This window comes from Sphingomonas sp. HF-S4 (assembly GCF_032911445.1).
GTDB lineage: Bacteria > Pseudomonadota > Alphaproteobacteria > Sphingomonadales > Sphingomonadaceae > Sphingomonas > Sphingomonas agrestis.
The window spans coordinates 706,030-724,468 of record NZ_JAWJEJ010000001.1 but is presented as its reverse complement, the minus strand read 5'-3'; the positions used below and the strand labels follow the sequence as shown (position 1 = coordinate 724,468).

Sequence of the window (18,439 nt, the reverse complement as noted above, 5' to 3'; positions counted from 1 at the left end):
TCTGTCTTAGTTTGGCGAGGGTTGATACACAGTCGATCGATATTACGCGCGCTGAAAGTCGAAACGCATGGAAAATGCCGCCAATCCAGTCGATCTGGACGAGTATGACCGCAAAATCCTCCAGGTGTTGCGCGAGGACGGGCGGATCACCGTCACCGAGCTCGCCCAGCGCATCGGCCTGTCCAAGACGCCGTGCCAGCAGCGGCTGCGGCGGCTGATCGACCATCGCGTGATCCTGGGCTTCACGGCACTGATCGACCCCGCCAAGCTGGCGCTCGACCATGTCGCGTTCACCGAAGTGAAGCTCTCGGACACGCGCGAAAAGGCACTGGAGGAGTTCAACGCCGCGGTGCGCCGCATTCCCGAGGTCGAGGAATGCCATATGATCGCGAGCAATTTCGATTATCTGCTCAAGGTCCGCACCGCCGACATCCGCAAATACCGGATCGTGCTGGGCGAGCGCATCTCGAGCCTGCCGCACGTCGCGAGCACCTCGACCTACATCTCGATGGAGACGATCCGCGAGACGGTGCGCGGTTGAGGCCCGGCGCCTTGAAGCGGAAGTGGCGGAGAGGGTGCCCGCCAAACCACGCCCGTAACCCTTGAATATCAGGCATAAGGGGGCTCCGTCTGGATCAGGCACCCTACAGGGGACAACCATCGTTTTCGCGCTCGAATACTTCCAATTTCGCGAGCCTGTGCGCAGTGCCAATTCTAGGGATCAACGTGGAGGATGGTCATATCAGTTCCACGCCCAACAGCAGCCGAGTTCGAAGCGCTCAGTTCGATCAGAGTACGCTATATTCAGGGCTTCTATTTCGCCAAGCCGGCATTTGAGGCACTGCCGCCCGTCGCTCTGGAAACGCCGGGCGGCTTGCTTCGCCACCGCGCCTGACACGGGATCGCCCCCTTGGTTCAGACGGACGCAAAGTTGGCGAGGTCTCGAACCGGCTTTTCCCAGCATTGCCGAGCGGCATTCGTCTGTGTGGGTGGTCGACTACTGTACAATCAGACAGTTGACACCTCGCTACGGCGAACGGGATGCGGAAACATCTTTATCCCAATGCGGGGTCAGCTTCGCTTCCAGCCGGCGAAGCTCCTCGTCGAGCAGTGCCACCATGGCATCATCCCGCTCGGCGATCGCGAAGCGTATGCGTGTGGAAATCTCAGCAATCGCATACTGGGCATGAGCCACTGCGTTGGGCTCGCGATCGATGACGGCGCAAGCGTCGTTTGCGAGAGAGGTCAGCAACCTGAGTGTTCCGGGATCCACGGTTCGCGGCCTCTGGTCCAGAAGACACAGCGTCCCGAGCGCGAACCCGTCGCTGGTGACCAGGGGCGCCGCGTAATAGGCGCGCACGTTCATCTCGATTACCGCGGGTGCAAACTTGAAGCGTGGTTCAAGCCATGCGTCCGACACGCATAACGGCGTAAATCCGGGAACCTGGATGGCCGCGTCGCAAAAGCTGTCCGGTCGCGTGAATTCCCTGGGATCGAAGCCATAGGCGACCGCAAGCCAAAGTCGAGATTGATCTACAATGGATACCGCCGCGTAAGGAAAGCGCGCCGCTCTGGCGGCTTCCTCAACGATCTGGGAGAGTTCGGCATCGCCCCGCATCCCGAATACGCCGCTCGTCAACACGCGTACCTGACGGCGCGCTTCGGCAAATCTTTCCAGATCAACATCCCGGTTCATGTGCATGAGTTCACCGACTAGGATAATATGATGAAACCACCTCGCCGCGCAAGGAACGTCAGACCATCTAGCCTGGGCCGTTTCTCCGCATTGACGAAAATCAAGGTGAGGACGACCATCTCATCTGATTTGGAAATCAACGGAGAAAGCATTGTCTATAGCGACATATCTTTACAGGTTCTGGCCTGATCTACCTGAAAGCAACGCATTTAGCCTAGGCAATGGCGGTCGCGACTGCGCGTGGCGGAGGATGCCAAAGGCGAAGCCGAGGTGAGATGTAGCAACTGACAACCAGCGCAGGCCGATGTCAGCTATTTGGGGCGATAGCTGCCGTTCGCCATCGAGCTGAACGTACGTCCGCTTTCGGGCGCCGCTGCGGACCCTGAATGACAGACGTTGGGCGCATAACCGACATGAACGGCGCGACTTCACTGAAGCCGAAGTCGCGCCGTTCATGGATCCGCGACGATTCAGAGCGTGCCATCTACGAGCAGCTCGCGGGTGCGCTTCAGCGTCGATAGCAGCGCGGCCTTATACCCATTTTCGCTGTCGAACTGTGTTTGCTCGGCCTGCTCTTCAGGGCCGTTCGGTTTCTTGCCGCGCAGGCCGAGATAGCAATAGAAGCGCAGCTGAAGCCCGCCGGCCCCATCCTCGTAGAGTTCGTTGACGATCGCGCCTTCGCGCAGGCCGGCGGCCTGGAAAAAGGTTATCTTGCGCTCGTGTTCCAGCACTACGATCTCTCGCAGATCGGCGCCGCCGATCGTGGCTTCGCGGACGAAATGAGTCGCGCTTTCCTCCACGACATCGCAACGGGTGCAGAGGCCGGGCGGAAGGAACAGGCGCGCGTCGCGGGCCTTTAGCTCGAGACCGGCCCAGGCTTGCGCACGGGTCAATCTGATCTCGCCCTCGGGGTTCACCGGGACGGTGGCGGTCGAATAGATCATCAGGGATCTCCTTGTCGTGCGTTGCTTCAGGCCGCGATTTCGGCGGCAAATTCGCGGTAGGTGCGCAAGGGACGGCCCAGCAGCGCAGTGAGGCGCTCGACGTCGCCGGCGGCGGGGATCATCCCCTCGGTCTGGAAGCGCTCGGCCATCAGGCGCATGTCGTACGCCATCCAATGGGGCGCGAACTGCCGCAGATTCTGCTCGAAGCCAACGGTATCGGCGCCCGGGTAAGCGATCGGGCGTCCCAGAACATCGGTCCAGATCGCGGCGACGTCCGCACCCGTCAGGGTATCGGGACCGACGAGCGTGATCCGCTCGAGCGGAAGCGGTGTGCTCGCCTGTTCGCGGCGGACGAGTTCGATCGCGGCGATCTCCCCCAAGTCTCGCGCATCGATCATCGCGAGTCCCTTGCCGCCGATGGGCATCGGGTACACGCCGTAACCCGTCACCACGTCCTTGATGGTGAGGTCGTTCTGGATGAAATAGGCGGGGCGCAGGATGGTGGCGTTGAAGCCCATCCGCTCGATCATGCGCTCGACGCCGAATTTGCCCGCGAAGTGCGGGACGTTCACGTAGAGATCGCTGTGGATCACCGACAGATAGACGATCCGCTCGATGCCGGCTTCGCGGGCGAGATTGAGCGCGATGAGCGCCTGCGTGAATTCGTCGGGGGCCACCGCGTTGAGCAGGAACAGCGTCGAAACGCCCGAGAATGCGCCGCGCAGGGAGTCGATGTCGAGCAGGTCGCCCTGAACGACGGCAACGCCCGCCGGGAGGTTCGCCTTCGCCGGATCGCGGACGAGCGCGCGCACATCGGCACCTCGGTGGATGAGTTGCTCGGCGACTTGGCGTCCGACTTGGCCGGTAGCGCCGGTAACGAGAATTGTCATGGGGTCACTCCTGATGAATGCCAAATGGCATTTCCGGAAATTAGCGATCCACACCCGGACCAATAGAGGCTATATCTGGATACAGCGTCTCACTGGTGGAACATATGGACCTGCTTGCTCTCGCCGATTTCAACCTCGTCGCACGCCACGGCGGTTTTGGACGCGCCGCGCGCGCCGCCGGGCGGCCCAAGGCGACATTGTCCCGCCGGGTCTCGGAGCTGGAGGCCGGCCTCGACGTGCGGCTGTTCGAGCGGGGCGCACGCATGCTCAAGCTGACCGAGGAGGGACGCGCGCTCCACGAGAGAACGGGCGCGTTGCTCACCGAGCTAAACGAGACCGCGGCGGCCATCGCTTCGGGTGGACACACGCCCCGCGGGCGATTGCGGATCAGCGCGCCCCTGTTGTTCTCGCAGATCGCGATGGGAAAGCTCGCCGCCGGGTTCGCCGCGCGGTTCCCGGAGGTGCGACTTGAAGTGACGACCGAGGATCGACCGGTCGACATGATCGAGGAAGGCTATGACTTGGTGATCCGCGTAAATCCGGAGCCGGACGAAAGCCTTGTCGGCCGCGCCTTCCTGCACGACCGGCTTGTGGTGGTGGCGAGCCCTTCCGTCGCTCGGCCGACAGACGGTGTGGCGGCGCCTGCGGTTGTTCGCGAATCGCTCGGCCAGACCGCGGTCTGGAAGGTGAAGACGCCGAATGGAGCGTCGCGCATCGCGGTCGAACCGGTTCTCAGCGTGTCATCGATGATCATGAACCGTGACGCGGTCCGAGCGGGGGCTGGCGCCGGACGCCTTCCGATATCGCTGGTCAGCCATGACCTTGCGACAGGCACACTGGTGCACTGGGGCGACATCGATGGGCCAGACATCGCGTTGTGGGCACTCTACCCATCCCGGCGCCTGTTGAGCGCGAGAGTTTCGGCATTTCTCGAATTCCTCAAGTCGGCGTTTCCAACCGGAGATCCGGGGGAACTGGCTGCCTTTATCGGAAAATGAGCGAAGGTCAGGCCTCGGGTACTGCAGATACTGCGCTGAACGACAGCGTTGGGGGCGCAAAGCTGCCTTTCCACACAGCAAAGCCGCCCCCCTGCCCCGCCCCCTTCAGCTGACTAACGCCCGCGCGTTTTTCCTGCACCACCGAAGCCGCTGGGATACACATCCAGAGGCCCTGCTCAGATCCTCGATAGCTGCTATGACCCAGCACTCATTGAAGCCTGTGCCCTGACGGGCAACCGATTGTACATGCTGCCGGTCATCGTCTCGAACTTGCGTTCAAGACCCGTACCCCGCCATGGGTCGGCTGGTCGGACCGTCGCTCCCGGGCGCGAATCGGGGCCCTACAGGGACTACCAATTGCGGCGCGCTTCCTGGTCCTTGAGACGGCTTGAGACGCTATGAGAAAGTGTAGTTGGCGGAGAGGGTGGGATTCGAACCCACGGTACCCGTGAGGGCACGCCGCATTTCGAGTGCGGTACATTCGACCACTCTGCCACCTCTCCGCGAGGTCTTAAGATGCCGAACTTCGGGGCTTCCCGACGCCGGCACCGGTCGATGAGGGCGGGCCATTAGCGCAATGAATCGGAGCCTGCAAGCGCAGTGCTTGTACCTAGCCGCACAAGCATTAGATTATCCGCATGCCGCGTACCCACGTTCCCCCGCTCCCGCTCGAAGCTGCAGTCTCGATGCCGCCGGTCTCCTCCGCGCGCTTCGCGATCGGCGACGTGGTGCGCCATCGCATGTTCGATTTCCGCGGGGTGGTGTTCGACGTCGATCCCGTCTTCGCCAATTCGGACGAATGGTATGATTCGATCCCCGAGGACGTGCGGCCGAGGAAGGACCAGCCCTTCTACCACCTGCTCGCAGAGAACGACGAATCGAGCTACATCGCTTATGTCAGCCAGCAAAATCTGGTGACCGACGACAGCGACGAGCCGGTCGATCATCCCGCGATCACCGGGCTGTTCGAGCATTTCGCCGGTGGCCGCTACAAGCTCAAGGCGACGCATACCCACTAAGTCCCGCGCCGGCACGAAAATGGGGAGCGGACCCGGGCGGTCCGCTCCCCTTTCGTTTGCGCCTCGCGTCAGAAGCTGAACGCGATTCGCGAATAGATGAAGCGCCCGTTGAAGCCGAACGGCGAGAAGGACGAATAGGGCAGGAAATAATTGTTGTTGCCGAACACGCCGCCGGCCGGCGCCTTGGTCGGATAGACGTCGAACACATTGTCCGCACCCACGGCGAGCGAGACGCCCGGCAGCGCCTGCACCCGCACTTCGACGTCGGTGATCCACTTGGGCTCGAGCCAATAGTCCGCCACGCCCTGCCCCGCCGGTATCGCCAGATCGGTCGAGCTGCCGGTCGAGAGCACCCGGCCATAGCGGTTGGTCCGCAGCGTGAAGCCCACCGGTGCCAGATCCCAGTCGAGCGACGCGTTGATCTTGTCACGCGGCTGACCGTCGGTGAGGCGCAGCGATTCGGCGCGGCCGAACACGATCAGTCCGGGCAGCGACGGTAGCGACGCGCGCTCGAGGATCTTGGTCTGGTTATGGTTGTATCCCGCCGACAGCGTGAACTTGCCTGCGCCGAAATCGGGGACCCGGTAGCTGGCGACCACGTCGACGCCCTGCGTGCGCGTATCGACGCCGTTGACGAAGAACCGCGCCGAGGTCGCATTGGTGATCCCCGCCCCGGTAAGCAGCGCCACCACCGCCGCGCCGCTCAGCGATTCGCTGAGCACCACGCGGTCGCGGATCTTGATGTTGTAATAGTCGGCGGTGACGGTGAGCCCCGGCACTGCCGAGAACACCACGCCCGCGCCGAGATTGGTCGACTTCTCGGGCTCGAGCGGCTTGGCGCCGAGCGCCTGCGACACCGGATCGGAGACCGCGAAGGTGCCGGTCTCGATCAGGTTGCCGCCGGTGAACACCGTCGAGGTCGCGGTGAAATATTGCTGCGCCAGGCTCGGCGCGCGGAACCCGGTCGAGGCCGAGCCGCGGATCGCGATACCCTTCACCGGCTCGAGCCGTGCGGCGATTTTGCCGTTCCAGGTGTCGCCGAAGTCGGAATAATGCTCGTAGCGGCCTGCCGCCTGCAGCGAGAAGAAGTCGGTCACATCGGCATCGGCTTCGGCATAGCCCGCCCAGCTGTTCCGCGACACGTCGGTAGCGTTGTTGGGACGGAATCCCGGAAACACCTGCGATCCCCCCGCCGCGTTGAACGGCGCGGCCGAGAATGGACCGTTGATGTAGCTGGCGACGTCGCCCGCGACGATCTTGTAGTTCTCGTTGCGATACTCGCCGCCGAACGCGATGCCGAACGACTGCAGGCCGGCGAAGTCGAACTTGCGGCTGAGATCGAGGTTGACCACGGTCTGGCCCGAGCGCAGGCCGCCCGCATCGAAGGTGCGCGGGCTGTTCGCGCCGCCCAGCGAGACGTTGACGCTGTTGGTCACCCCGTAATTGAGCTCGTTCGAGCCATAGACCACCGAGAGGTCGCCGGTGAACCCGCCGATATCGCCGCGCACGCCCACAGCGCCCGAGACGTCTTCGATCTCCGTGGTGATGTAGGGAAGATAGCCATCGGCATAGAGCGGCACGAACGTCGTGGTCGATGCCGACCAGTCGCGGTTGCGGACGTCGTTGGCGCGGCGATAGAAGCCGCCGCCCGATGCGTCGCGGATACCATAGCTGCCGAACGCATAGAGCTCGAAGCCATTGCCCAGTTCATAGCCGGCATTGGCGAATAGGTTGTAGTCGATCGCCTCGCCGTCGCCGTAGCGGTGCGTGAAGCGGTCGATCGAAAGCTCGCGCGGATCGCCGACGGCGAGATACTGCCGCCGCGGATCGGCGCCCGAGCGATTGGTCGCGTCGCGGTCACGGAACTGGGCGGTGAGGTTGAGATAGCCCCCCGCCCCCACCGGCAGCCCGAAATTGGTCGCCAGGGTCAGCGTGTCGCCGTCGTGCCGCGTCCGCTCGTCGCCGCTGTTGAGCTGGAGGATGTCGTTCGAAACGCCACCCGGAGTCAGCACGGTCGGGATGCCGCCGGTATTGGCGACGCCGGTCACGTCATAGACCCCGTCCATCGACGTGGCATACTTGCCGAAGGTCACGCTGGCACGCGTGCCCTCGCTGCGGCGCAGCTGGAGGTTGATCACGCCGGCGATCGCATCCGATCCGTAAAGCGACGACGCACCGTCGCGAAGGATCTCGACGCGATCGATCGCGATCGCAGGGATCTGGTTGAGGTCGACGGCCGACGAGCCACGGCCCACCGAGCCGTTCAAGTTGAGCAATGCCGACTGGTGCCGCCGTTTGCCGTTGACCAGCACGAGTACCTGATCGGGTGCGAGGCCGCGCAAGGTGGCGGGGCGCTGCGAATCGGTGCCGTCGACCAGCGAGGGCTGCGGGAAGTTGAACGAGGGGACGAGGTCGCGCAGCACCTTGTTGGTCTCAGTCGCGCCCGACTTGGTCAGCGCATCGCCGCCGATCACATCGACCGGCACTGGACTATTGGCGACGCTGCGTTCCGCGACTCGCGAGCCGGTTACGACGATGTCCTCTGCGGCGACCTCTTCGACCGGATCCACCGGATCGGCGGTCTGCGCGGCAGCCGAAGTGGCGAAGGCGACGAGCGAAACGCCGGCGAGGAACGGGGAAATCTTTGCAAACATTGGGCTACTCTCCTGGAGCCTCAGGTACGTCCTACCCTGGAACGCGTACCATGCCGCCGAAACCGTCCGGAACGAATGCGAAACCTCCTCCGGAACGGTATAGATTTTCTTCGCGACCCGGCTCGGCCATGGAGCGGCCGGCGACGTCAGTTTATCGCGGATCGGCGGTTGACTTCCGGCACGTCCTCCCTTAGCTGCGCCCTTCCTCCTGCCGGGGCTTTCCCCAGCGGGCACATGCTTTTGTTAGAGAAGAGACCCATGTTCGCTATCGTGCGCACGGGCGGCAAGCAGTATCGCGTCGCCGCTGGAGACAAGATTGTCGTCGAGAAGCTCGATGGCGAAGCCGGTTCGTCGATCACGCTGGGCGACATCCTGCTCGCCGGCGAAGGCTCGGAGCTGAAGCCGACCGACGGGCTGACCGTTTCGGCCGAGATCATCGCGCAGGCGAAGGGCGAGAAGGTCATCGTCTTCAAGAAGCGCCGCCGGCATAACTATCGCCGCAAGAACGGCCATCGCCAGAACCACACCATTCTGAAGATCACCGCGATCGGTGCGCAGGAAGAAAAGAAGAAGGCCGCGCCCAAGGCAAAGAAGGCCGATGCTGCTCCCGCCACGGCGGAAGCTCCGGCTGCCGAAGCCTGATCGCGAGACACGAGGAGTATAGCAAATGGCACATAAGAAAGCAGGCGGCTCTTCGCGCAACGGTCGCGATTCGGCAGGCCGTCGTCTCGGCGTCAAGAAGTTCGGCAGCGAAGCCGTGATCGCGGGCAACATCATCGTGCGACAGCGCGGCACCAAAATCTATCCGGGCGTGAACGTGGGCATGGGCAAGGACCACACCCTTTTCGCGCTTACCGACGGCCGCGTGTCGTTCAAGGTCGGAAAGCTGGGGCGCAAGTTCTGCTCGGTAGACCTTATTGCGGAAGCGGCCGAATAACATCGGGTAACCGGACGGGTTGCCCACCAGGGTGACCCGGGTCCGGCGAGCGGACCAGCTGAAAAGGGAGACGGGTCACCCCGGCTCCCTTTTTCTTTGCTCCCTCGAAATGTGGTTGCAAACTGGCTGTCACAGTGACGCGTCAGGGGCACCACAAGACCGAGGAGACTGGTCATGTTCGTGCGTACGCAAAGACTGACATTGCGGCCCGGCTGGCCCGAGGACGCAGCCACGCTCACGCGCGCGATCGGGCACGAAGCCGTGGTGCGCAATCTCGCCGTCGTGCCCTGGCCCTATACGATCGAAGCAGCGCAAACCTTCGCGGCAAGCTTCGAATCGTCCACCGAACCCAAGTTCCTGATCTTCGAGCATCAGGGTGGCACGGTGCGGTTGATCGGCGGGATGGCCATCGGCCCGTTCGAAGACGAGGCGCACGAGATCGGCTATTGGATCACGCCCGACGCCTGGGGCCGCGGGTACGCGACCGAAGCGGGCGCCGCGGTGCTACGCGCAGCACGCGCCGCGGGCATCCGGCGCGTTGCGGGCAGGCATTTCCTCGACAATCCGGCGTCGGGACGGGTGCTGCGCAAGCTCGGCTTCCGCCCCACTGGCCGGGTATCCTCGTTCTACTCGCACGGTCGCGGTGAAACCGGCCCTGCGGCGCATTTCGAGATCCACCTCGACGAAGCTGGGAGCGCCGATAACGATTCTCGAGCTCGCATGGCGGCGTGACTCCGGTCGCGCCGCCTACCTGTCTCGCGTCCGGAGAAGGCGCTGCGGATTCGCTGCTTCCGTAGCGGCGAAACCTCCCCTAAGTCGGAGGTTCCAGGGGCGAGAGTAAATTCCGGTCGATGTCATCCAGTGTGCGCAAGCGTCTGTCTCCCGAAGAATCGCGCGATGCCGCGCTGGAAGCCGCCCGCGCGCTGCTGCTCGAATCCGGCCCGCAGGCAGTCACGCTGAAAGCCGTGGCCGCGCGGATCGGGCGCACCCACGCCAATCTCCTCCACCATTTCGGCTCGGCTGCCGGGCTGCAAAAAGCGCTGGTCGCCAGCATCGCCGAGACGGTCACCGCCCAGATCGGCGCGGCGGTGCTGCGGACGCGCGCGGACGAAGACCATGATCCGCGCGAAGTCGTCGACCTGACCTTCGACGCATTCGGCAAGGGCGGCGCAGGCGCGCTGGCGAGCTGGATGATCCTCAACGGCAACGAGGACGCGCTCGACCCGATCCTCGAGGCGATCCACCGGCTGGTCGACGAGATCAGCACCGATGCCGCCGACGCGCTGCTGCTGCGGGAGGAGACGCTCCAGCTCACGCTGATGGCGCTGGGCGACGCACTGCTCGGCGGACCGATGGCGCGCGCGGTCGACCTGCCGCGCGATCGGGCGCGCGAGATTGCGGTGGCGCAATTGCGACACTCGGTGGCGAAGGCGGACTGAAACTCCCCTCCCTGCGTGCAGGGAGGGGGACTGAGCCAGCCTCAAGCCGCCTGTTGCGCCCCGCGCCGTGCCTCCTGATGCACCGCCTCGTCGACCGCGCGAGCGAGTGAGGCCATCGTGAACGGCTTGCGCAGCACCGCGCGTCCGCCGAACAGTTCGGCATCGGCTTCGCCCGCAAACCCGGTAACGAACAGCACCGCGACGCCCTCCAGCCGATCGCCGAGCCCGGCGATCATCTCGGGGCCGGTCTGTCCCGGCATCAGCACGTCGGAAATCACCAGGTCGAGCGCGGGCATCGTGCCGACCGTATCGGGCGCCGCCAGCGGATCCGGGCACGATGTCACGCGATGCCCCAGCTCTTGCAGCGCGCCGACCGTGGCGCCGAGCACGCGCGGATCGTCCTCGACGACCAGGATGTCGAGCGCGCGCGTGGGCAACGGCTCGTCGGCAGCGGCGATCGGCGTCGGCGCCTCGGCTGCCGCGCTTGCCGCCACGCCGATGTGGCGCGGCAGATAGACCTTCACGGTCGTGCCCTTGCCCGGCGCGGTTTCGATCGCGATTTCGCCGCCCGACTGGCGGACGAAACCGAAGATCTGGCTGAGCCCCAGCCCGGTCCCCTTGCCCACCGGCTTGGTCGTGAAAAACGGCTCGAACACGCGATCCGCCACTTCCTGCGACATGCCGCAGCCGGTGTCGGTCACGCCTATCGTGACGTAATCGCCCGCCGGGCATTCGCCGACTTCGTTCTCCGCCAGCGTCGCGCCGCCGGTGGAAATCGTCAGGATTCCACGCCCTTCCATCGCGTCGCGTGCATTGACTGCAAGGTTGAGCAGCGCGTTCTCGAGCTGGTGGCGATCCACCCACACCGCCCAACGCTGCCCGGCGTCCGCAGTCCGCACTTCGATCGTGTCGCCCAGCGTGCGATCGAGCAGGTCGGACATGCCACCGATCAGCGTGCCGGCCTCGACCGCCTCGGGAAGCAAAGGCTCGGAACGCGAGAAAGCGAGTAGGCGCCGAGTCAGCGCGGCGGCGCGGTTGGCGCCCTCCATAGCGTTCTCGATATGCTGCTGCGCGTCGGGGCCACGGGTGTGGAGATGGCGCTTGGCGAGCTCGAGCCCGCCCAGAACGACCGCAAGCATGTTGTTGAAATCATGCGCGATGCCGCCGGTGAGCTGGCCCACTGCCTCCATCTTCTGAACCTGGCGCAGCTGCGCCTCCGCCTGGGCGCGGACCTGCGCCTCGGCGCGCAGGTCGGCGGTGGCGGCATCGACCGCGAGCTGGAGCTCGGCGGCGCGTTCGCGTTGCGTGGTCGCTTCGGCGTCGGCGGCGGCGCGCTCGCCCTCGGCAGCGATCGCCAGCCAACCGAGCAGCACCGCGCCGATCACGATCATCACCCCGAAGCCGGTCAGGATACGCGAGGCGAAGCTCGAATTGTCGATCAGCGCAGTCGCGGCGCGCGTCCGGTCGCGCAGCAGCACGCGTTCGGCCTCGACGATGCGAGTCAGCATCGTCTCGACATTCTGCCGCGCGGCGCTCTGGCGCACGCGATAATAGCTGCCCCAGGCATCGTTGTGGCGCTTGAAGGTCGAATAGGATGCCGTCTCGGCAAGTTCCTTGCCGCGTGCCTCGAACGCGCGGCTCAGCTGGGCAATCTGCGCCTGCTGGCGCGAACTGTCGCGGGTGAGCTGCCGGAGCCGGTTGAGCTCGCCCGTCGCACGCGTCCACTGCTCCGAATATTGCTGGCCGAGCGAGAGATCGGCGCTGACGACATACCGCCCGAGCGCCGCCTCCGCCGCCGAGATCGCGCCCGAGAGCTGGTTGGCGCGGATCACGACCTCATAGGTGTGCTGCTGGAGCGCCACTGCGCGGTCACGTTCCTGATCGGTACGCGCCTGGAGGACGATGATCGCGACGAGCACGCCAACGCCGAGCAGCGCCAGCAGCCCAAGTAGCAGCAGGCGCCAGTTCGTCACCCGACGAACGCGCTCCAATGCAATGCCCTGCCCCTCACTCATGATATGAATTTAGGGCGCCGGAGGCTCGGAAGGAAGCTAATCCTTTCGGCTCAGCCTATGACGCCCACGGCCTGGCCCGCGGCACGGAACATTTCGAGGATTCGCTGAACCTGCGCAGGGGTATGCTCGGCGCACAGCGAGCAGCGCAGCAGGAAGGTGCCGGCCGGGGTCGCAGGCGGGCGGGCGAGGTTCACATAGAGCCCGCCGTCGAGCAGCGCCTGCCAGATCGCCGCGCCCTGCGCCTGATCGTCGAGGATCACCGCGATGATCGCGCTGTCGGCCTGCTCGGTGCCCAGCTTGAAGCCCATTTGCTTGAGCCCCGCGTGCAGCGTGCGGACATTCTCCCAGAGATGCTGGCGCTTGTTGTGCGCGAAACGGAGCTTGCGGATCGACGCTGCGGCGGTCGCGACGACACTCGGCGGGAGCGAGGCGGTGAAGATGTACGGGCGGCACGCCAGCCGGATCGCCTCGAACTTGGGGTGGTTCGACACGCAGAAGCCGCCAACCGTACCCACCGACTTCGAGAACGTGCCAACAACGAAGTCTACATCGCCTTCGCATCCCTGCGCCTCGTACACGCCCCGGCCGTTCTCGCCGAAGAACCCCATCGAATGCGCTTCGTCGCTGAGCACCATGGCGCCGTGCTTCTTGGCGACCGCGACCATCTCCTTTAGCGGCGCGATGTCGCCGAGCATCGAATAGACGCCCTCGAGAACGACAAGCTTGCCGGCTTCCTTGGGCAGGCGGCCGAGCCGCTTGTCGAGATCCTCGACCGAATTGTGGCGAAAGCGGACGATCTCGGCATTGCCCTGCTTGCAGCCGTCATAGATCGAGGCGTGGCTGTCGGCGTCGAGGATGACGTATTCGCCCTTGCCGACGAGCGTCGAGATCATGCCCAGATTGGCCATGTAGCCGGTCGAGAAGACGATCGCGCCGCTCGTGCCGTAGAATTCGCGCAGCGCCGCCTCGACGTCCATATGGTCGCGGAAGGTGCCGTTGAGCATGCGGCTGCCGTTGGTGCCCGAACCGAACTGGTCGAGCGCATCCTTGCCCGCCTGGATCACGTCCGGGTCGAACGTCATGCCCATATAGTTGTAGGTGCCGAGCAGGATCGTGTCCTTGCCCTTGATCACCGCCTCGGTGGGCGACTTCACCTGCTCCATGACGACGGCATAGGGATCGGTCACGCCACTGGCGAGCAGGCGCTCGCGCTCGGCGATCAGGCCGTCGAACTTGCTCATCAGGTCGGTTTCGGGGGCGACAGGCGCCGGATCGAGCGGCAGCGCGTCGGCAGTCTGGGGCGCGTCGGTCATGTCAGCCCTTCAGCTTCTGGACCGCATCGACGAGCTGGCCGATATTCTCGATCTCGGCCTGCATGTTCATCGTGATGATGATGTCGAACTCGTCTTCGATCGCGGCAACGAAATCCATCACGGTCAGGCTGTCCCATTCGAGGTCGCCAGCGAAGGTGGTGGTCTCTGTCAGCGCCACGCCCTTCTTGTTGAAGGGCTCGATCTGGGCAGTGACGGTCTCGAGGATGTCGGCGCGGTCGCTCACGGTCGTTCCTTGGCAAGTGAAGCATGTCGCCTGCCAAGCAAATGCGGCGGGCGTGGGGCGCGCCTATAGCAGCCCGCGCGGGCGTTTCCATGCCGCGATCGGGGAATCGCCGCTAAAGGCGGAACAACCCGGCGGGCGCGCCATATTGCTTGGCCCAGCCTTCCCACGCGACATCGCTCGGCCCGATCGCGTTGGCGACGACTTCCCAGCCCGCGCCGCGCTTGCGCAGCAGCGCCGCATAGGTGCGCGAGACGAAGCCTTCGCCCGCCGCCTCGGCGAGCGGCGTGCCGCGATAGTCGAAGGGCTTGCCGTCGGCTTCCTGCATCGTAGCGAGGAGAAACGCCCAGTCGTCCTCGTGGCGCAGCGAATCGACCTTGAACTTGGGCGCCTTGCCCAATTCCTTCGCCGCAGGCGCGCGCGCCGCCTCGATCAGCGCCGTCCGGGCGTCCTGGTCGATCATCGCACCGGGCTCCGATGCCGCGGCCACCGCGACGATAAGGGGAAGGAACATGCTGGCTGCCTCATAGCGTCCCACTCCAACGGCGCGCGGGCCCCTGGGGTTCCGGCGCGCGAAATGGTGACCCGGAGAGGATTCGAACCTCCGACCTCTCGATTAGGAATCGCTTGCTCTATCCTGCTGAGCTACCGGGCCACGCGCCCGCTGGTAGCCAGCGGGGCCAAAGGAATCAATTGCACTGCTCGGGCGGCACCACCGGGACGAGTAGCGGCGCGACGGCCACGCCCTCGTCGACCAGCTCCTGCGCCTGCTCGGGCGTCGCCTGGCCGTGAATTTGCGCGGGCGGCGTTTCGCCGAGGTGCATCGCGCGTGCCTTGTCGGCAAAGCCGGTGCCGACCCATTGCGAGGTCTCGAGCATCTTCGCCTGCGCCGTGGCGATCATTTCCATCGCCGCCTTGATCACTTCGGGCGGTGCAGAGGATGCCGGCGACGCAGGCGCGGATACGGCGCGATTGCCTTTCGCGCCGATATTGGGCGCCATTATTGCCTTGGTAACTTCGCCATCGCCGCACACCGGGCAGGCGACCAGCCCCCCGGCACGCTGCGCCTCATAGGCGGCGCTCGACCCGAACCACGCCTCGAATACATGGCCGCCGCCGCAGCGAAGATCGAAGACGATCACAGCGCTTCCACCGGCGGGATCACGCGGCGATGCGCCAGCACTGGCACGCGGGCACGGGCCGCTTCGGTACGCGCCGAATCGATCTCGGCAAAGCCGAGGCCGGCCCCCTCGCCCATGTCGAGCAGCAACTCGCCCCAGGGATCGGCGACCAGCGAATGGCCATAGGTCGCGCGGCCGTCCTCATGCACTCCGGTCTGCGCCGCCGCGATGACGAAAGCCGCCGCCTCGATCGCGCGGGCGCGGAGCAGGACATGCCAGTGCGCCGCGCCGGTTGGCCGAGTGAACGCCGCAGGCACCGCGAGGATCGTCGCGCCGGCATCGCTCAGCGACCGGAACAGGTCGGGGAAGCGCAGGTCGTAGCAGATTGCGAGGCCGAGCACGCCGAGCGGCGTCGCCACGGTCACCGCGCGCTCGCCCGGCGCGTAACTGTTCGATTCGCGCCAACTCTCGCCACTCGGCAAATCGACATCGAACAGGTGCATCTTGTCGTAGCGTGCGCGGATCGCGCCACTATCGTCGATCACATAGCCGCGATTGGCGAGCCGCCCGTCCTCGCGCAGCACGGCCAGGCTGCCCAGATGGACCCAGATGCCGTGCTTCGCCGCCGCATCGCGCACGCTCGCCAGCACGCGATCCTCGTCTTCATGCACCAGCGACCCCGCCGCGCGATCGCGATCGCGGTCGAGCAGCCCGGACATTTCCGGCGTGAACAGCATCGCCGCCCCGCCCGTCCGGGCCTTCTCGATACCCTCGACCAGCGTGCGCGCATTGGCGGCGGGATCGATCCCGCTGGTCATCTGGAGCAACGCGGCCTTCATGCCGCGAGCAAAGGGTCCAGTCCGCCCTCGCGATCGAGCGCGGCGAGATCGTCCGATCCGCCGATATGCTTGTCGTCGATGAAGACCTGGGGAACCGTGGTACGGCCGTTCGAGCGCTGGATCATCTCGGGACGGCGCGGACCGCCCATCGTGATGTCGATCTCTTCATACTCGACCTGCTTCGAATCGAGCAGCGCCTTGGCGCGGTGGCAATAGGGGCAGAACGCCTTGGTGTAGATTTCGATTTTGGCCATTTGTCCCTCGAATTGTGGGTCGTGGCGGCGCTTGTCAATCGGGCGCCTCGCCTTCCAGAACGCGCGCCCAGCACAGAAGGATCACTTTGCCCGCCCCACCGCGCTTGAGCAGGCGCGCGCACGCGTTCGCGGTCGCGCCGCTGGTATGGACGTCGTCGACCAGGATGACGGTCTTCCCCGCCAGCTTCTGCCTCGCGCCATCCGCCAGGGCGAAGGCACCGGCGACGGCCTTGGCGCGTCCGCGCGGCCCGAGCCCACGCAGCACCGGGGTCGCCTTCACGCGGCGCAGCAGTTCGGCATCGGCGGGCACGCCGCTGGCGCGAGACAGCGCTGCCGCGATCAGCGCCGCCTGGTTGAACCCGCGCGACCAGATCCGCCAGCGGTGGAGCGGCACCGGCACCAGCAACTCGGCATCCGCAGGCATCAGCCGCGCCATGGCGCGTGCCATCGTCTGCGCGCAGGCCAGCCGGCCCGAATATTTGAGCTTTAGCGCGACCTCGCGCGCAACTTCGCCATAGGCGACCGCGGCGCGCACCCCGTCGTGCGGTGGCGGATCGGCCATGCATTCGGCGCAGCGCGCGTCCTCGCCGCGATCATAGTCGAAGGGCAGTTGGCACGCCGCACACCAGGGCGGCCCGAGGAAGCGCAGCCGGCCCCAGCAGCGCGCGCAGAAGCGGTGATCGGCGGGCGTCACCTCGCCGCATCCCGGGCAGCGCGGCGGCAAGGCGAGATCGGCGAGCCGGCCCAAGGATGCGAGCGCCTTCATGGGCTTACTTGTCGTCGGCTCCGCCACGCTGCACAAGCCGCGCGTGTCCGACTCCGAAAACCCGCCTGAAATCTTCCCCCGCGCCACCCGCCGCAGCCGGCGCGACCGCGCCGCGCCCGACTTTGTCGGCTTCGCTTTCCTCCGCGAGCATATGCTCGACGGGCTGCTCGAGCGACTGGACGGGGTGAAGCGCGAATTTCGCGACGTGCTCGACCTGGGCAGCTTCGCCGGCGATCTCCAGCTTCCCGGCGCGCGCATTGCCCGGCTCGACGCCGGTTTCGGCTTCGCCAAGGCCGCGGGCGGGGTCCAGGCCGACGAGGATCGCCTGCCCTTCGCCGATGCATCGTTCGACCTGGTGGTGTCGGTCGGCGTGCTCGACCAGGTCAATGACGTGCCCGGCGCGTTGGCGCTGGCGCGGCGGGTGCTGCGCCCCGACGGGCTGTTCCTTGCCGCCTTTGCCGGCGCGGGCACGCTGGCGACGTTGCGCGCGTGCCTGCGCGAAGCCGAGGCCGATCGCCCGGCGGCGCGGCTCCATCCGCAGATCGACGTGCGCGCAGGCGGCGACCTGCTCACCCGCGCGGGCTTCGCGCTGCCGGTCGCCGATGTCGAGACGCTGATGGTGCGCTATGCCGGGCTGCCCAATCTGCTGCGCGACCTGCGCGGGATGGCGGCGACCAATCTGCTCTCCAACCCCGCGCCGCTTACCCGCGACACGCTGGTCCGCGCCTCGGCCGCCTTCGCCGACCGCGCCGAGCCCGACGGCCGCACGCCCGAGCGTTTCGAGATCGTCTACCTGACCGGCTGGGCTCCCGACGCCTCGCAGCCCCAGCCTGCGCGCCGCGGCAGCGCAACGGCTTCGCTGGCAGATGCGCTGAAGCCGAAACACTAAGTCAGCAGCCGCTCCAGCGCGTCGATCAGCGGCACGTCGGCCGGGGGCATCGCCAGCGTGCGCATCTCGGCCGGGCGCACCCATTGCAGCGCGCTGGCATGATGCGCCTCGGCCTCGCCTTCCCAGTCCCGCGCGACGTAGAGGAGCAGCAGCAGGTGCCGGCCGCCCAGCCCTTCGCTGGCAAAGGCGATCGGCGCGAGCGCGTCGGGCGCCACGGTGACGCCTAGTTCCTCCGAAAGCTCGCGCGCCAGCGCCGCCTCGGGCACTTCGCCGGGCTCGACCTTGCCGCCGGGAAACTCCCACAGCCCGGCCATCGGCTTGCCCGGCGGGCGCTGCTGGACGAGCACGCGCCCGTCCGGACCGACCAGTGCGGCGGCTACGACCAGCAAAAGCCCGGAACTCGGGATCGACATTTCGTTAAGGC

The 18,439-nt window shown here is 65.8% G+C and carries 21 protein-coding genes and 2 tRNA genes; 8 read left to right on the top strand and 15 right to left on the bottom strand.

The window, feature by feature from the left end; translation table 11 throughout:
- The first annotated feature begins 67 nt into the window (after positions 1-67).
- Positions 68-541: an Lrp/AsnC family transcriptional regulator gene (locus RZN05_RS03170; RefSeq protein WP_317225172.1), complete on the top strand. Its 474-nt coding sequence runs from the start codon at positions 68-70 to the stop codon at positions 539-541.
- A gap of 486 nt (positions 542-1,027) precedes the next feature.
- Here the strand turns inward: RZN05_RS03170 and RZN05_RS03165 are convergent, their stop codons facing one another.
- From RZN05_RS03165 to RZN05_RS03155, 3 genes are all read right to left on the bottom strand, one after another.
- Entirely contained in the window at positions 1,028-1,696 is a 669-nt protein-coding gene (locus RZN05_RS03165) for a GAF domain-containing protein (protein WP_317225171.1), read from the bottom strand.
- A 470-nt stretch (positions 1,697-2,166) separates the two neighbouring features.
- On the bottom strand, positions 2,167-2,640 hold the full coding sequence (locus RZN05_RS03160; RefSeq protein WP_317225170.1) for an SRPBCC family protein: 474 nt from the start codon (positions 2,638-2,640) through the stop codon (positions 2,167-2,169).
- A gap of 26 nt (positions 2,641-2,666) precedes the next feature.
- Positions 2,667-3,530, bottom strand: a complete 864-nt coding sequence (locus tag RZN05_RS03155) for an SDR family oxidoreductase (protein WP_317225169.1) — start codon at positions 3,528-3,530, stop codon at positions 2,667-2,669.
- 104 nt (positions 3,531-3,634) lie between these two features.
- Between RZN05_RS03155 and RZN05_RS03150 the strand changes: the two genes are divergently transcribed.
- The gene (locus RZN05_RS03150) at positions 3,635-4,528 is read left to right on the top strand and encodes a LysR family transcriptional regulator (protein WP_317225168.1); all 894 of its coding nucleotides are present in this window, start codon (positions 3,635-3,637) and stop codon (positions 4,526-4,528) included.
- Positions 4,529-4,941: 413 nt separating this feature from the next.
- Here the strand turns inward: RZN05_RS03150 and RZN05_RS03145 are convergent.
- A tRNA-Ser gene (locus RZN05_RS03145) sits at positions 4,942-5,031 on the bottom strand.
- A 135-nt stretch (positions 5,032-5,166) separates the two neighbouring features.
- Here RZN05_RS03145 and hspQ point away from each other — a divergent pair.
- Positions 5,167-5,547, top strand: coding sequence for a heat shock protein HspQ (gene hspQ, locus RZN05_RS03140; protein WP_317225167.1), 381 nt, complete (start codon positions 5,167-5,169; stop codon positions 5,545-5,547).
- A 68-nt stretch (positions 5,548-5,615) separates the two neighbouring features.
- On the opposite strand, the gene RZN05_RS03135 is transcribed toward hspQ, so the two are convergent.
- Positions 5,616-8,201: a TonB-dependent receptor plug domain-containing protein gene (locus RZN05_RS03135; protein WP_317225166.1), complete on the bottom strand. Its 2,586-nt coding sequence runs from the start codon at positions 8,199-8,201 to the stop codon at positions 5,616-5,618.
- 258 nt (positions 8,202-8,459) lie between these two features.
- On the opposite strand from RZN05_RS03135, the gene rplU reads away from it, so the two are divergent.
- The 4 genes from rplU to RZN05_RS03115 all read left to right on the top strand — a co-directional run bounded on the left by rplU (position 8,460) and on the right by RZN05_RS03115 (position 10,577).
- Positions 8,460-8,843: a 50S ribosomal protein L21 gene (rplU, locus tag RZN05_RS03130; RefSeq protein WP_317225165.1), complete on the top strand. Its 384-nt coding sequence runs from the start codon at positions 8,460-8,462 to the stop codon at positions 8,841-8,843.
- 25 nt (positions 8,844-8,868) lie between these two features.
- Positions 8,869-9,138 (top strand): 50S ribosomal protein L27, encoded by a 270-nt coding sequence (gene rpmA / locus RZN05_RS03125; RefSeq protein WP_077507794.1) that lies wholly within the window; start codon positions 8,869-8,871, stop codon positions 9,136-9,138.
- Positions 9,139-9,312: 174 nt separating this feature from the next.
- Positions 9,313-9,870: a GNAT family N-acetyltransferase gene (locus RZN05_RS03120; protein WP_317225164.1), complete on the top strand. Its 558-nt coding sequence runs from the start codon at positions 9,313-9,315 to the stop codon at positions 9,868-9,870.
- 119 nt (positions 9,871-9,989) lie between these two features.
- On the top strand, positions 9,990-10,577 hold the full coding sequence (locus RZN05_RS03115) for a TetR/AcrR family transcriptional regulator (protein WP_317225163.1): 588 nt from the start codon (positions 9,990-9,992) through the stop codon (positions 10,575-10,577).
- A gap of 41 nt (positions 10,578-10,618) precedes the next feature.
- On the opposite strand, the gene RZN05_RS03110 is transcribed toward RZN05_RS03115, so the two are convergent.
- The 9 genes from RZN05_RS03110 to RZN05_RS03070 form a co-directional block, all read right to left on the bottom strand.
- Complete coding sequence (locus RZN05_RS03110; protein WP_317225162.1) at positions 10,619-12,592, bottom strand: ATP-binding protein; 1,974 nt, start codon at positions 12,590-12,592, stop codon at positions 10,619-10,621.
- Between the two features lie 50 nt (positions 12,593-12,642).
- Positions 12,643-13,905, bottom strand: coding sequence for a serine palmitoyltransferase (gene spt, locus RZN05_RS03105; protein WP_317225161.1), 1,263 nt, complete (start codon positions 13,903-13,905; stop codon positions 12,643-12,645).
- A gap of 1 nt (position 13,906) precedes the next feature.
- On the bottom strand, positions 13,907-14,149 hold the full coding sequence (locus RZN05_RS03100) for an acyl carrier protein (protein WP_317225160.1): 243 nt from the start codon (positions 14,147-14,149) through the stop codon (positions 13,907-13,909).
- Between the two features lie 112 nt (positions 14,150-14,261).
- Positions 14,262-14,660 carry a hypothetical protein gene (locus RZN05_RS03095; protein WP_317225159.1) on the bottom strand — a complete coding sequence of 133 codons (399 nt, stop codon included), beginning with the start codon at positions 14,658-14,660 and terminating at the stop codon, positions 14,262-14,264.
- Between the two features lie 64 nt (positions 14,661-14,724).
- A tRNA-Arg gene (locus RZN05_RS03090) sits at positions 14,725-14,801 on the bottom strand.
- Between the two features lie 34 nt (positions 14,802-14,835).
- Positions 14,836-15,288 carry a DUF1178 family protein gene (locus tag RZN05_RS03085; RefSeq protein ID WP_317225158.1) on the bottom strand — a complete coding sequence of 151 codons (453 nt, stop codon included), beginning with the start codon at positions 15,286-15,288 and terminating at the stop codon, positions 14,836-14,838.
- Positions 15,285-16,106, bottom strand: coding sequence for a carbon-nitrogen hydrolase family protein (locus RZN05_RS03080; RefSeq protein ID WP_317225157.1), 822 nt, complete (start codon positions 16,104-16,106; stop codon positions 15,285-15,287). Before RZN05_RS03080 ends, RZN05_RS03085 begins: the two co-directional genes overlap by 4 nt.
- Positions 16,103-16,360, bottom strand: coding sequence for a glutaredoxin 3 (gene grxC / locus RZN05_RS03075; RefSeq protein WP_317225156.1), 258 nt, complete (start codon positions 16,358-16,360; stop codon positions 16,103-16,105). The genes RZN05_RS03080 and grxC overlap by 4 nt, the downstream gene beginning before the upstream one ends.
- 34 nt (positions 16,361-16,394) lie before the next feature.
- On the bottom strand, positions 16,395-17,126 hold the full coding sequence (locus RZN05_RS03070; protein WP_317225155.1) for a ComF family protein: 732 nt from the start codon (positions 17,124-17,126) through the stop codon (positions 16,395-16,397).
- On the opposite strand from RZN05_RS03070, the gene RZN05_RS03065 reads away from it, so the two are divergent.
- Positions 17,125-18,015: a class I SAM-dependent methyltransferase gene (locus RZN05_RS03065; protein ID WP_317225154.1), complete on the top strand. Its 891-nt coding sequence runs from the start codon at positions 17,125-17,127 to the stop codon at positions 18,013-18,015. The genes RZN05_RS03070 and RZN05_RS03065 overlap by 2 nt on opposite strands.
- On the opposite strand, the gene RZN05_RS03060 is transcribed toward RZN05_RS03065, so the two are convergent.
- On the bottom strand, positions 18,012-18,428 hold the full coding sequence (locus RZN05_RS03060; protein WP_317225153.1) for a (deoxy)nucleoside triphosphate pyrophosphohydrolase: 417 nt from the start codon (positions 18,426-18,428) through the stop codon (positions 18,012-18,014). The genes RZN05_RS03065 and RZN05_RS03060 overlap by 4 nt on opposite strands.
- Positions 18,429-18,439 lie beyond the last annotated feature (11 nt).